Raw genomic sequence first — 13,121 nt, forward strand, 5'->3', positions numbered from 1 at the left:
GGGGGCCGGTTTAGCCAGCGAATGGATTTGCGGGGTCCGCGCGCGTATAGGAAAATTCCGGGACCATCCCCAATTCCGGGCGGCACCGCTGCCCTTGAGGCCATCATGACCGTTCGCCCCACCCCGAAGCACCATGCTGCCGCCCGTGCGGCGGTGCGGACCCCGTTCGCCGCGTCCCTCACGGCCGTGCTCCTTGCGTTCCTGTTGTGCGCCTTCCCACTGCTGGCCGCGCATGCAGGGGAGTCGGCCAAGCCCTGCCCTCCCGGGCAGGTCTGCCAGGTGGTCCCGAGCATTTCCCCGGCTCCCGTGCTTCCGTCGCCCACACCCAGCGAGACGACGCCGGCGGATCCCGCACCGGTCATCCAGAAGCCGGCGCCGGCGAAGCCCCCGGTGGTGACCCCGGCACCGACGGTCCGGGTGCCCGGCCCCAGCGCGACGCCGGAAGAGACGACGGCGGCCAGCCCGACGCCGTCGGCCGTATCCACCTCCGCGACGCCGACGCCGAGCCATTCGAGCGCAAGCGCGAGCCCGTCGGTCGAATCGAACTGGAACAAGCCCATCGACGACGGCAAGGAGGCCAGCCAGGCCGCGTTCGTCAGCGACAAGCCGGCATCGGGTGACGGCCTTTTCGGGATCCTCGCCATCATGGCAGGCGTGCTGCTGGTGGGCCTCGGCGGCCTTGCCTTCGCCTTGTGGAGCAGGAACCGGATCGGCGTCCACTGAGCGCCCCGGCTTCCGGTTCTTCGCCCGGCTTTTGCTCTGCCGTGAATTGTCCGTGCTTTGCGGCAAGATAGGAGGGTGAGCACAGTAGAGAGCGTAAGTGGAAGCACGCCCGGAACCGTGGAAGCCGTCGAAGGGGAAGTCCCTGCGCAGTCGGTCCGCGAAGAGTACGACAACCTTGCCGACCTTGTCCGCAAGCACCGTTACGCGTACTACCAGGAAGACGCGCCCACCATCTCGGACGCCGATTTCGATGCCCTTTACCGCCGGCTCGAAGAGCTGGAGGCCCTGCATCCGGAACTCGTCTCCAATGACTCTCCCACCCAGGAGGTGGGCGGCGAGGTCTCGGCCGCCTTCGCCGCCGTCGAGCACCTGCAGCGGATGTACAGCCTGGAGGACGTGTTCTCCCTTGAAGAGCTCGAGGCCTGGGTGCGGAAGGCCGAAGCTTCGGTGGAGAAACTGGGGTCCGGCGTCCCGCCCGTCGCGTGGCTGACCGAACTCAAGATCGACGGACTGGCCGTAAACCTGCTGTACCGCGACGGCAAGCTGGTCCGTGCCGCCACCCGCGGCGACGGCACCACGGGTGAGGACATCACCCACAACGTGCTTACCATCAAGGAAATCCCGCGCGAGCTCAGTGGCTCCGGATTCCCTTCCGAGGTGGAGATCCGCGGCGAGGTCTTCATCCCGTCCAAGGACTTCGCCGAATTCAACGAGGCCCTGATCGAAGCCGGCAAGGCGCCCCTGGCCAATCCCCGCAACGCGGCGGCGGGTTCGCTGCGCCAGAAAGACCCCGCCGAGACCGCCAAGCGCCCGCTGCGGATGTTCGTGCACGGCATCGGCGCCCGTGAGGGACTCGCCGCCACCAGCCAATCCGAAACGTACAAGTTGCTGGCCGAATGGGGCATGCCGGTCAGCCCGTACCTGAAGGTGCTCGGCTCCTTCGAGGAGGTCCTGGACTTCATCAAGCATTTCGGCGAGCACCGGCACGATCTCCTGCATGAGATCGACGGCATCGTGGTCAAGATCGACGACTTCGCCACCCAGCGCGCACTGGGCTACACCTCCCGGGTTCCCCGCTGGGCCGTTGCCTACAAGTACCCCCCGGAAGAGGTCCACACGAAGCTTCTGGACATCCAGGTCAACGTCGGCCGCACCGGCCGCGTCACGCCGTTCGGGATCATGGAGCCGGTGAAGGTGGCCGGTTCCACGGTTGAGATGGCCACGCTGCACAACCAGGACGTGGTGAAGGCCAAAGGCGTCATGATCGGTGACATCGTGGTCCTTCGGAAGGCCGGGGACGTCATTCCTGAAATCGTCGGGCCGGTCCTGGCCCTGCGCGAACAGCAGGACCCTCCGGTACGCGAATTCGTCATGCCCACCGAATGCCCGTCCTGCCATACGCCCCTGGCCCCGGCCAAGGAAGGGGACGTGGACATCCGCTGCCCCAATTCCCGTTCCTGCCCCTCCCAGCTGCGCGAACGGGTCTTCCACGTCGCGGGCCGGGGAGCGTTCGACATCGAGGCCCTGGGCTGGGAAGCGGCGATCGCGCTCACGCAGCCGGCCGCCCCTGAGGTGCCGCCCCTCGAGAACGAGGCCCGGCTCTTCGACCTCACCCCGGAGGACCTGCAGGATGTCATGATCCGGCGCGAGAAGCGCTCCAAGGGTGCGGGCACGGGGGAGTGGGAGCTTGTTCCGTATTTCTGGACCAAGCCCACCGCGAAGACCCCGTCCAAGCCCAGCGCCAACACCCAGAAGCTCTTCAAGGAGCTGGAGAAGGCCAAGACGCAGCCCCTGTGGCGGGTCCTCGTGGCTTTGTCCATCCGGCACGTGGGCCCCACCGCCTCGCGTGCGCTCGCGACCAGGTACGGCTCGATGGACGAGCTCCTTGCCGTCCTCGAGAGCGCTGACGCGCGGGAACAACTGGCCGAGGTGGACGGCGTCGGCCCGATCATCGCCGACGCCCTCATCGAATGGTTTGCCGTGGACTGGCACCGTGAAATCGTGCAGCGGTGGAAGGAAGCGGGCGTGCGCATGGCCGACGAACGCGACGGTTCCGTGCGACGGAACCTGGAAGGCCTCACGGTCGTCGTCACCGGAACCCTGCCCAACTTCAGCCGCGACGAAGCCAAGGAAGCCATCATCATCCGCGGCGGCAAGGCTGCCGGTTCGGTCTCGAAGAACACCAGCTACGTAGTGGCCGGTGAAAGCGCCGGCACGAAGCTCGACAAAGCCGAGCAGCTGGGCATCCCGGTCCTGGACGAGGACGGTTTCAGGGCGTTGCTTGATGGCACGCTGCCCGGCGCGGACGCCGGGACGGCCGAGGACGCCGATCCCGAGGCATCCGTGGCCGCCGAAGCCAGCGAAGGAACTGCAGAATGACCGACGCCCTGGAACTCCTGGCCGTCGCAAAGCGCGCGGCCGCGGCCGGCGCCGGAGTGCTCGCCACCCGCTCCGCCGCCGGAAGCAGCGGTGCCGGCCTGGAAGTCAGCAACAAGGGCGACGCCGGCGACTGGGTGACCGCATTCGACGTCGCCGCCGAGGAAGCCGTCCGTGCGTCGATCACGGCCGCCCGCCCGCGCGACACCATCACCGGTGAGGAGCACGGCACCACCCGGCCGGAAGACAGCAGCGGCTACCGCTGGTCCATCGATCCCCTGGATGGCACCACCAACTTCATCCGGAACATCGTCTACTACGCCACCTCCGTGGCGGTCGCCGGTCCCGACGGCACCTGGCTGGCCGGCGTCGTCCACGCCCCGGCGCTGGGCAGGGTCTATTCCGCCGCACGCGGCCACGGCGCCTGGCTCGAGGTCGCCGGCGAGACCAGCAGGCTGACGGGGCCGGTACCCGGCCGCAAAGGACTCATCCTGGCCACCGGATTCAGCTACGACCCCGCCACGCGTTCCAGCCAGCTCAGCGGCCTGCCCGGCATGATGGACGGCTTCGCCGATGTCCGCAGGCTGGGATCCGCGGCGCTGGATCTGTGCCTCGTGGCAGACGGCAGCCACGACGCCTTCGGCGAACGCGGCCTCAACGAGCACGACTTCGCCGCCGGCGCCCTGATCGCCGAGGAGGCCGGTTGCTGGGTCCGCCGCCCCAAGCTGCAAAGCCCGGTCGACGGCGGACCCGCGGACCACGACAGGCTGTCCGCCTGGACGTGCGCCGGGCCCCTGGAGCTGTCGGGCAAGTTCCCGATCTGAGCTGGGAGGGTCCGGCGGTGATCGCTCCGGCTAGAACCCGGAACCGATCGAGGTCAGCTGAGGCGCCTCGATCCCGGCATAACGGCTGACCGGCCGTTCCAGGCCATAGTGGCCGCGCAGCGTCGACGCCGTGTATTCGCGGCGGAAGAGGCCCCGTTCCTGCAGCACCGGCACCACTTGGTCCACGAAGGTTTCCAGGCCTGAGGGGAGCACCGGGGGCATGATGTTGAAGCCGTCGGCCGCTCCGGCGTCGAACCATTCCTGGATGGCGTCCGCCACCTGCTCGGCGGTTCCGGCGAAGGTGCGGTGGCCGCGGCCGCCGCCCAGGCGCCCGATCAGCTGCCGCACCGTGAGCTGTTCCCGGCGGGCCAGTTCCACGATCAGGGTGTAGCGGCTCTTGGCGCCCTCGATCTCGTCCTCGGACGGAAGGTCGGCCGGCAACTGGCGGTCCAGGGGCAGGTCCTCGGGGGCCACGCGGAGGGTCTTGGCCAGCTGTTCGCGGGCGTACTCGGGCTTGATCAGTTCATCCAGCTCCCGCTCCAGCTTCAGGGCCTCGGCCTCGCTGGCGCCAATCACCGGGACGATGCCCGGGAGGATCTTGATGCCTTCCGGGTCGCGCCCGACGGCGGCCGTACGGGCCTTGAGGTCGGCGTAGAACGCCTGGGCGTCCGCCAGGGTCTGGTGCGCCGTGAAGACCGCCTCGGCGTAGCGGGCGGCGAGGTTCTTGCCGTTCTCGGACGAACCGGCCTGCACGACCAGCGGGTGGCCCTGCGGGGAGCGCGGTACGTTCAGGGGACCCCGGACCCGGAAGTGCTTGCCCTCGTGGTCGATGGTGCGGATCCTTCCGGCGTCGCCCCACACGCCCTCTGCCTTGTCTGCGACGATCGCGTCGTCGTCCCAGCTGTCCCAGAGCTTCTGGGCGACCTCGATGAACTCGGCGGCGCGCTCGTAGCGCACGGCGTGCGCGGGCTGGTCGTCCACACCGAAGTTCCGGGCGGCGTCGGGCCCGGCCGTGGTGACCACGTTCCATCCGGCCCGGCCGCCGCTGACCCAGTCGACTGAGGCGAAGCGGCGGGCCAGGTTGAAGGGCTCGTTGTAGGTGGTAGAGGCCGTAGCGATAAGTCCGATCTTTTCCGTGGCGCCGGCGATGGCGGTCAGCAGCACGGTGGGTTCGAGCTTGCCCGCGGGCCGTCGTCCGACCTCGCCGAACAGCACAGGGGAGTCGGCGAAGAAGATCGAGTCCAGCTTGCCGCGCTCGGCAATGCGCGCGAGCCGCTGGTAATGCGCCACCTTGGTGGCGGCGAGGGGATCGCTTTCCGGCAGCCGCCAGGAGGCTTCATGGTGGCCGGTGCTCATGAGGAAGGCGTTGAGGTGGAGGGTTCGGGGGGTGCTCATTCGGGGTCCTTTCCTGGGTCCTGGCCGCCAATCAATCACGCCGGCCGGGGCCCGCGCCAGCAGTCCGACATCTTCGCGAAACAGCGGGAAACCGGGCTTCACGGTCCGCAACCGGACTCAATACGGCGCCATTCAAGGCAACATCGGCAAGGCGTCGTCGCGGCGTTCGGCAAGGGCCGCCGTCGGGCTCCAGAGGTGATAGTTCGGTCACGGAAACAGCCGTTTCGGGGGTCCGCCGCGTGCGGCGCCACTACGATGGATCGGTGCAATTACCGATCACTGTCCGTCCAGCCCGGCCCGCAGACTATGACGACGTCGCCCGCATCACGCTCGACTCCTACGTCACCGCCGGCTACTACGGAGATCCGGAGCACCCGTACCTGCGCCAGCTCCAGGACGTGGCCGGCCGCGCCGAACACGCCGACGTATGGGTGGCCGAACGCGGCGGCGCGGTGATCGGTTCGGTGACCGTGGCATCGGCCGGCGGACCCTTCGCGGACATCGCCTACGAGGACGAGCTCGAGATGCGCACCCTGGTGGTGGACCCGGCCGTGCAGCGCTCCGGCGCCGGCAAGAGCCTGGTCAAGGCCCTCGTGGACCATGCCCGCTCCCGTGCCGGCATCAACGCCGTCGCCCTGACCACCGGCGCCACCTGGGAAAGCGCCAACGCCCTGTACCAGGCCACCGGATTCGAGCGCGTGCCGGAGCGGGACTGGTTCGTGCCGGGCACCGACATAAAGCTGTTCGTTTACCGGCGCGAGCTGGGCCAGCCCTAAAGTTTCACCGTAGACCCCGGCCACCGGGCCGGGCGCGGCGACAGGAGAAGCGCGGCATGCGCAAGACTTACGGCACGGGTTCGGTCTGGGAACAGTCCCTCGGATACTCGCGTGCGGTGCAGGTGGATAACACCCTTTACATTTCCGCCACGGCAGCCTCCGGCCCGGACGGCATCGTCGGTGAGGACTTCTACTCGCAGAGCAAGTACATCCTCGAGAAGCTCGGTACCGTGCTTGCGGACGCCGGGTTCTCCTACGAGGACGTGGTGCAGTCGAAGCTCTACCTGACGGACATCAGCAAATGGGAAGACGCCGGCCGCGCCCACGGCGAGGTCTTCGGCGACATCCGCCCCACCTTGTCCCTGGTGCACGTGCTGCCGTTCCTTGACCCGCAGATGCTGGTCGAGATCGAACTGGTCGCCCAGAAGAGCGCCAACTAGGTTCCGTCCCCGCGCGAACGTACAGTTGAGGCCCTGAAATCAGCGATTTCAGGGCCTCAACTGTACGTTCGGGCTAGGAAAAGAAGGGGCGCGTCGCGGTCAGCGCTCGTCGTCGAGCGGGTGCGGGACCACGGGCACGGGGGACGTCAACGGCAGCCCGGCCCGCCGCAGCCGGCTCTTCTTCAACTGCCACAGCACGGCGAGCAGCACGAACCACAGCGGCGTGGCCAGGAAGGGCAGGCGGGTGTCGTCCCCGATGAACAGGGTCGAGGCAATGAAGGCGAAGAATGCCAGCACCATCCAGGGCGCGAAGCGGGCCAGGGGCATCCGGAACCCTGAGGCAGCGTGGCGTTCCGGGAACCGCCGGCGGTAGAGGATGAAGCTCACCACAATGGAACCCCAGGTGAACAGCACCAAGGTGGCACAGACCGAGGACACGAACGTGAAGGCCGCCACCACGTTGTCCCCGGCGAACAGCAGGGGAATGGCTGCGAACAGGAAGACACTGGTGAAGAACACCGCCTTGCGGGGCACGCCGCGGCTGTCCGTCCAGGCGAATCCCTTCGGAGCGTGGCCGTCCTTGGCCAGCCCGTAGAGCATACGCGTACCGGAGTAGAGCCCGGAGTTGGCGCTGGAAGCGGCCGAGGTCAGCACCACCAGGTTGATGACGAGAGCCGCGATGCCGAGCCCTGCGTAGGCGAGGGTGGTCACGAAGGGGCTCTTGCCAGGTTCGATCCGGTCCCAGGGCGTGATGGTCATGATGACTGCCAGCGCGCCGACGTAGAAAACAAGGATCCGCGCCACGATCGAATTGATCGCCTTCGGAAGTGTCTTCCGGGGCGACTCGGTTTCGGCTGCCGCTGTGCCCACCAGTTCGACGCCGATGAAGGAGAAGATCCCCATCTGGAAGCCGAGGATGAAACCGCTCAGGCCGAAGGGGAACATCCCGCCGTGTTCCCAGAGGTTGGCCAGGGAGGCGTGGGTGCCGGTGTCCGGGTTCTGGAAGCCGGTGAACAGCAGCACCAGGCCGGTGGCGATGAGTCCGACGATGGCCACGATCTTCACCACCGCGAACCAGAATTCGGTCTCGCCGAAATACTTCACGGGCTGGAAATTCAGCAGAATCAACACCAGGGCGGCGATGAGCGCGGGTACCCACGACGGGATGCCCGGGTTCAGGTAGGCCACGTAGCCGGTGATGGCGACAATGTCCGCCACACAGGCCACCACCCACGAGAACCAGTAGGTCCAGGAGACGAAGAACCCTGCCCACGGCCCGATCAGGTCCTTGGCGATGTCCCCGAAGGTCTTGTAGTGCAGGTTGGAGAGCAGCAGCTCGCCAAGGGCGCGCATGACGAAGAAGATCATGAAGCCGATGACCAGGTAGACGAAAATCACCGCGGGACCGGTGACGCTGATCATCTTCCCGGAGCCCATGAACAGGCCGGTGCCGATGGCACCGCCGATGGCCATGAGCTGGAGGTGCCGGTTCTTCAGGCCGCGCTCGAGTTCGTCGCGGGGTGCATGGGTGATTGTTGGTGCGGACATTGTGTCCTCCTGTGGGGTGGGGGCGGTGTCAGCGTGCGACGACGCGGAAATGGTCAAGCGCGGAATCGTAGGCCCCGCGGACATAGCCGGAAGGGGCCGCCGCGGTGCCGCGCAGGAACGCGATCGACTCGGCGCTCAGCACCTCGCCGGGCAGCACGTTCGGGATGCCCGGGGGATAGGCGGCCAGCGAGTCGGCGGATACGCGGCCCTCGGCTTCCTGCCAGGGGACGGTCTCCACGGTGCTGAAGAAGGCCTCCTGGAGACCCAGACGGCGCTCGCCTGCTTGCGGCAGGGCGCGCATCCGCTCGGGCTCGCTTTCGGCCTGCGGAAGTGCGTGCAGCGCCGTAAGGAAGCGTCCGACGTCGGCCAGCGAAGTTGCGCCCACGAGCAGCACGAGCGCGGCCGGTGTGGCGAGCTCGCAGTAGATCCGATGGTCCCGGATGAGCCGGTACTGGGCGTCGGTACCGGTGATCCCGGCCCCGCGGGTGTCGATGACGATCTTGAAGGGGTCGTTGGCCACGGCATCGGGGCTGGCCAGGATGTCCGGTGTCGCGTCCCGGAACCGGGTGCTGGCACGTACGCCCGCGCGGATCGCTTCGGCCGATTCCAGGGCCTTGCCGACCATTTGCGGTCCTTCGACAACCAGGTGGCGCCGGGCTTCATCCAGGGACGCCAGGAGCAGCGCGCTGCAGCTGGTGGACTGGAAGGAGCGCACCACGCGGTCCACGAGGGACTCCAGCCGCTCGACGAACCGGCCGTGGCCCAGGTGCAGCATGGCGGACTGGGTCAAGGACCCGGCGCCCTTGTGGGTGCTGGAGATAACCAGGTCCGCCCCCGCGCGGACGGCGTTGACCGGCAGGGAAGGGTGCAGGCCGAAATGCGAGCCCCAGGCCTCGTCCACGATGAGCGGGACCCCATGCCGGTGCGCCACCGCGCTGATAGCGGCGATGTCCGCCACCGCGCCGAAGTAGCTGGGGCTCACCAGGTACACCGCCGCGCTTTCCGGGTGCGCGGCCAAGGCCTCCTCTACCTGTTCGGCGGTGACCCCGTGCGCGGAGCCCAGTCCGGCGTCGACGGCGCCCTGCACGAAGTGCGGTTCCAGGCCAACGTGGGTGATGCCGTCGATGACGCTTGAGTGGACACTGCGCTGGACCACGAACTCCTTGCCAAGGGCCCGGACCACGGTGGTGGCGATGTGGTTTCCGCCGGAGGCGCCGTTGGTGAGGAACCAGGTCCTGGACGCTCCCCAGGCTTCGGCAGCGAGGGCCTGGGCCTGCATGAGCGGCGTCTCGCGCCCGGAGGACACGAGACGCCAGTCCTGCTGGTCGATCCCGCTGAACAACATCGGGAAGTCCATGGCCAGGGCCTCCTCACCCACCAGGGATGCGACGCCGGGGGCGTTGCCGCCACGGCCCTGATGGGCGGGTACGTGCAGGCGCTGCCAGTCGTGGGCGGCGAGGGAGCGCAGGGCGTCGGCGTACGGGGCAGTGGACTGGGCAGGGGAGACTGCTGCGGATGCAGGGGACGCGGCCGGCGCGATGGAGGGGGAAATCAAGGGCATGACATGAACGTTAGTCAGCTCATATCACCTAGGGAATATCATGTTTTCGTACTGTTCAACATAGTGAGTATGTGATGATCAACCTCCAGCAACTCAGCGTCCTCCTCGCCGTCCGGGAGCACGGAAGCCTCACCAAGGCCGCCGAAGCCCTGCGCTACGGGGTTCCCACGGTGACCCACCACCTCAACACCCTGGAGCGCCACCTCAAGGTGCGCCTCGTGGAACGCGACCGGCGGGGCGCGAAGCTGACACCCCTCGGCGCGGCGTTTGCGGAAGAAGCCGCGCAGATTCTGCAGAAGGTCGGCCACGCCGAGAGGCTGGTGGCTGAACAGCGGGACGCCGGCCTGGTCACCCTGCGCGTGGGCACCTTCGCCTCCATCGGTTCCCGGTTGCTTCCTTCCGCCATCGCCGAACTGCGGGAACGGGTCCGGGTCCGAGTGGAAGTCATCGAGGCCGAACCTACGGAAGTGGTGCGGCTGCTCCTCGCCGGGGATGTCCACGCCGGGCTCATCTACGAAGCGGAGGATGACCCCGCCTTCGTGTCGACGGACCTCTCCGCGGTACCGCTCTTGCTGGAGCCCTACCGCGTGATGCTTTCGCGGAACAGCGCGCTGGCCGCCCGGGAGGTCCTGGATTTCGCGGAGCTGGACGGCGAAGCCTGGATCCACAGCAGGAACGACGACGAGGCCTCGGACCGGGTCCTGAAGAAGACGTTCAGCCTGGTGGGCCGCCAGCCCCGGGAAATCATGCGCACGGACGACCTCAACATGATCCACGGCCTCGTGGCGCAGGGCCTGGGGCTCGCCCTGAGCACCGAAACCGCCGTCGACCCGCGGTTCGAGGTCACCTTGCGCCCGGCCGTCCAGGATCTCGGGAAGCGGCGGGTTTCGTTCATCACCCTGAACCGGGAGATGCCGCCGGCCGTCAAGCTGCTGGAGAAGCTCCTGCGCGAACGGACATCCGGAACCGCCTCGGCGTGACGTCTGAAGTGCCGTCCTCAGCGCCGGTCCGGCACCCCGTAGCGGTGTTCGGGACGGCCCGTGGTGCCGTAGCGGAGCTGGATCTCGACGGCGCCGTCGTCCGCCAGTGAGGACAGGTACCGTTGCGCGGTGGCCCGGGATACCCCGACCCGCTCGGCGACTTCCGCGGCGGAGTACTGCTCGCCGGGCTCCAGGGAATCCAGCACCGCGGACTCCGTGGCCGAGCGCGGCCTGCCCGACGACGAGACCTCCCCGGCGAACAGCGCCCGCCGGGCTTTCTCAATGGTGTCCTGGTCCACGGACTGCTGCCGGTCCAGGATCCGCCGGTAGCGGGCGTAGGCGCGCAGCTGTTGGGAGAGGGCCTCGGCGGTGAAGGGCTTCAGCAGGTACGCCAGGGCGCCGCGTCGGGTGGCTGTGCGGATGGACACGGCATCGGAGGCCGCCGTGAGCATCATCGCGTCCACATCCAACTGCCCCAACAGGTCCAGGCCCGAACCGTCCGGCAGGTAGACATCCAGCAGCACCAGGTCCGGCCGCAGGCTGTGCACGGACTGCAGCGCCTGCGCGGTGGATCCGGCCGGGCTCAAGGCCAGGAACCCGGCCACCGAATCCACGTACGCCGCGTGCAGGCGGGCTACGTGGAAGTCGTCGTCGACTATCAACACCCTCAGGTCCGTGCTCATTCTTCCTCTTCCGTTTGCTGCGGGGCTGTCGTTCCGGGCAGGGAGGCCATGAAGACCGCCCCCGGCCCGCCCGGGGATCCAGGGTCCAGCAACCGCACGTCGCCGCCCCGGCGGCGCGCCAGTTTCCGGCTCAGTGCGAGCCCCAGGCCGTGGCCGCCGGCTCCCGCCGAAGCAAATTCCGCTGACCCCGGTTCCGTTGCTCGCGGTTCCGTTGCTCGCGGCTCCGCCGTCGTGAACCCTTCGGCGAACACTTCTTCCGGACCGCTGCCACCCAGCCCGTCCCCGGAGTCCGCGACCACGATGTGCAGCGTGCCACCGCCGTCACCGTCCTCGCCGGTGGGCGGCTCATCCAGCAGTTCCACCTCCACCCAGCGGTCCGTGGCGGAACCGGCGACGGCGGCGTTCACGGCGTTGTCGATCAGGTTGCCGAGCACGGTGGTGACATCCTGCGGGTCGGTGACGGTGCCGCGGACCAGGGTTTCGGGCCCGATCCGCAGCACGACGCCGCGTTCGTCCGCCCCGACGCTTTTGGCCCCGATGAAGGCCTGCAGGTAGGGGTCCTGCAGCAGCCCGGCCTGCTGCACCGGAAAGGTCAGCGGCCCGGTCTCCGAGATCTTCGCCAGGTATTCCTTGGCCTGCTCGCTGTGGCCGATGCTCAGGAAGCCGGCGATCGTGTGGAGCTGGTTCGCGAACTCGTGCCGCTGGGCGCGCAGGGCCGTGGACATGGTTCCCACCGCATCCAGCTGCCGGGTGAGCTGCTGCAGTTCGGTGCGGTCGCGCAGCATGACCACCCAGCCGAGGTCTTCCTTGCGGTGCAGCGCCTTGCGGGCGTTGGCCACCAACACCCGCCCGGCGGCCAGGACCTCCACGGCCTCGGCGTCGTGCATGGCGTCGCGGGTGAGCTCCTTCAGCTGTTCCGGCACGGCGGCCGCCGCCCATGGCTGCCCGATCCGGACCGAAGCCATGGCAGGGGACGCGGTGCCGTCGTCGTCGGGCCCTTCCGCGGGGACGTCCAACAGGCGCCGTGCGGCGGCGTTGAACACGGTGATGCGGCCGTCCGGCGCGACGCCGATGACGCCGTCGTCCACGCCCTGCAGCACGGCGACCTGGTCGTGGACCAGCGTGCTGATCTCTTCCGGTTCCAGCCCGAGGGTGAGCCGCTGCAGCCGCTTGCGCAGCAGGAACGAGGCGAGCACGCCGGCCAGCAGGGCCCCGGCGGCGGTGAGGGCGATGGGCACAATGTCCTGGCGCAGGCTCTGGCTCAGCGATTCCATGGAGTAGCCCACGCTGACTTCGCCCACCACGGCGTCGGACCCGGGCGCGTACACGGGGACCTTGGCGCCTGCGGACGGTCCGAGGGTTCCAGTGTTCCGCGTGGTGATTTCCTTGCCGGCCAGCGCCTCGGACGGGTCGGTGCTGACGCGCTCGCCGAGCCGCTCCGGTTCCGGGTGGGCAAGCCGCAGCCCGGTTTCATCTGTGATCACCACGAACAGGGCGCTGGTGCGTGCTCGGGCGGCTTCGGCCGCCGCCATGATGGGTCCCTTGGCCAGTTCGTCCGGCGGGGGAGTGCCGCTCTGCTTGCTGATCGCGTCAACCTGGGTCCGGATCTCCGGGGCTGAGGCCACCGTACGGGCAAGCGTGAGCGCCTGGTTCTCCGCCTCCGCGCCGATCCGCTGGTACACCAGCCAGGCGTGAACCGCGCCGCTGAGCAAAACCACCAGAAGGACGACGCCGAGCTGCAGCAGCAGCGTCTGAGTGGAGAACCGCATGGCGAGCCGTGGCATGGGCAACCTTTCCGCCTGCGTGGACTGATTC

At 68.4% G+C, this 13,121-nt stretch carries 11 protein-coding genes; 6 read left to right on the top strand and 5 right to left on the bottom strand.

Annotated elements, in window-relative coordinates; all coding sequences use genetic code 11:
* The first annotated feature begins 105 nt into the window (after positions 1-105).
* The 3 genes from ACN9M4_RS06205 (at position 106) to ACN9M4_RS06215 (ending at position 3,923) form a co-directional block, all read left to right on the top strand.
* Positions 106-723 carry a hypothetical protein gene (locus ACN9M4_RS06205; RefSeq protein WP_426302678.1) on the top strand — a complete coding sequence of 206 codons (618 nt, stop codon included), beginning with the start codon at positions 106-108 and terminating at the stop codon, positions 721-723.
* 75 nt (positions 724-798) lie between these two features.
* Positions 799-3,102, top strand: a complete 2,304-nt coding sequence (ligA, locus tag ACN9M4_RS06210; RefSeq protein WP_426302679.1) for an NAD-dependent DNA ligase LigA — start codon at positions 799-801, stop codon at positions 3,100-3,102.
* On the top strand, positions 3,099-3,923 hold the full coding sequence (locus ACN9M4_RS06215; protein WP_426302680.1) for an inositol monophosphatase family protein: 825 nt from the start codon (positions 3,099-3,101) through the stop codon (positions 3,921-3,923). The genes ligA and ACN9M4_RS06215 overlap by 4 nt, the downstream gene beginning before the upstream one ends.
* Positions 3,924-3,953: 30 nt before the next feature.
* Here ACN9M4_RS06215 and ACN9M4_RS06220 read toward each other — a convergent pair whose 3' ends face one another.
* The gene (locus tag ACN9M4_RS06220) at positions 3,954-5,318 is read right to left on the bottom strand and encodes an LLM class flavin-dependent oxidoreductase (protein WP_426302681.1); all 1,365 of its coding nucleotides are present in this window, start codon (positions 5,316-5,318) and stop codon (positions 3,954-3,956) included.
* A 263-nt stretch (positions 5,319-5,581) separates the two neighbouring features.
* On the opposite strand from ACN9M4_RS06220, the gene ACN9M4_RS06225 reads away from it, so the two are divergent.
* On the top strand, positions 5,582-6,094 hold the full coding sequence (locus ACN9M4_RS06225; protein WP_426302682.1) for a GNAT family N-acetyltransferase: 513 nt from the start codon (positions 5,582-5,584) through the stop codon (positions 6,092-6,094).
* A gap of 56 nt (positions 6,095-6,150) precedes the next feature.
* Positions 6,151-6,534 carry a RidA family protein gene (locus tag ACN9M4_RS06230; RefSeq protein WP_426302683.1) on the top strand — a complete coding sequence of 128 codons (384 nt, stop codon included), beginning with the start codon at positions 6,151-6,153 and terminating at the stop codon, positions 6,532-6,534.
* 99 nt (positions 6,535-6,633) lie between these two features.
* Here the strand turns inward: ACN9M4_RS06230 and ACN9M4_RS06235 are convergent, their stop codons facing one another.
* On the bottom strand, positions 6,634-8,082 hold the full coding sequence (locus ACN9M4_RS06235) for an amino acid permease (protein WP_426302684.1): 1,449 nt from the start codon (positions 8,080-8,082) through the stop codon (positions 6,634-6,636).
* A gap of 28 nt (positions 8,083-8,110) precedes the next feature.
* On the bottom strand, positions 8,111-9,643 hold the full coding sequence (locus ACN9M4_RS06240) for an aminotransferase class I/II-fold pyridoxal phosphate-dependent enzyme (protein WP_426302685.1): 1,533 nt from the start codon (positions 9,641-9,643) through the stop codon (positions 8,111-8,113).
* A gap of 74 nt (positions 9,644-9,717) precedes the next feature.
* On the opposite strand from ACN9M4_RS06240, the gene ACN9M4_RS06245 reads away from it, so the two are divergent.
* Positions 9,718-10,623: a LysR family transcriptional regulator gene (locus ACN9M4_RS06245; protein ID WP_426303412.1), complete on the top strand. Its 906-nt coding sequence runs from the start codon at positions 9,718-9,720 to the stop codon at positions 10,621-10,623.
* A gap of 17 nt (positions 10,624-10,640) precedes the next feature.
* On the opposite strand, the gene ACN9M4_RS06250 is transcribed toward ACN9M4_RS06245, so the two are convergent.
* Positions 10,641-11,306 (bottom strand): response regulator, encoded by a 666-nt coding sequence (locus tag ACN9M4_RS06250; protein ID WP_426302686.1) that lies wholly within the window; start codon positions 11,304-11,306, stop codon positions 10,641-10,643.
* Positions 11,303-13,075 carry an ATP-binding protein gene (locus tag ACN9M4_RS06255; RefSeq protein ID WP_426303413.1) on the bottom strand — a complete coding sequence of 591 codons (1,773 nt, stop codon included), beginning with the start codon at positions 13,073-13,075 and terminating at the stop codon, positions 11,303-11,305. Before ACN9M4_RS06255 ends, ACN9M4_RS06250 begins: the two co-directional genes overlap by 4 nt.
* Positions 13,076-13,121: the final 46 nt, after the last annotated feature.

It is taken from the genome of Arthrobacter sp. R-11, from assembly GCF_049913155.1.
GTDB lineage: Bacteria > Actinomycetota > Actinomycetes > Actinomycetales > Micrococcaceae > Arthrobacter.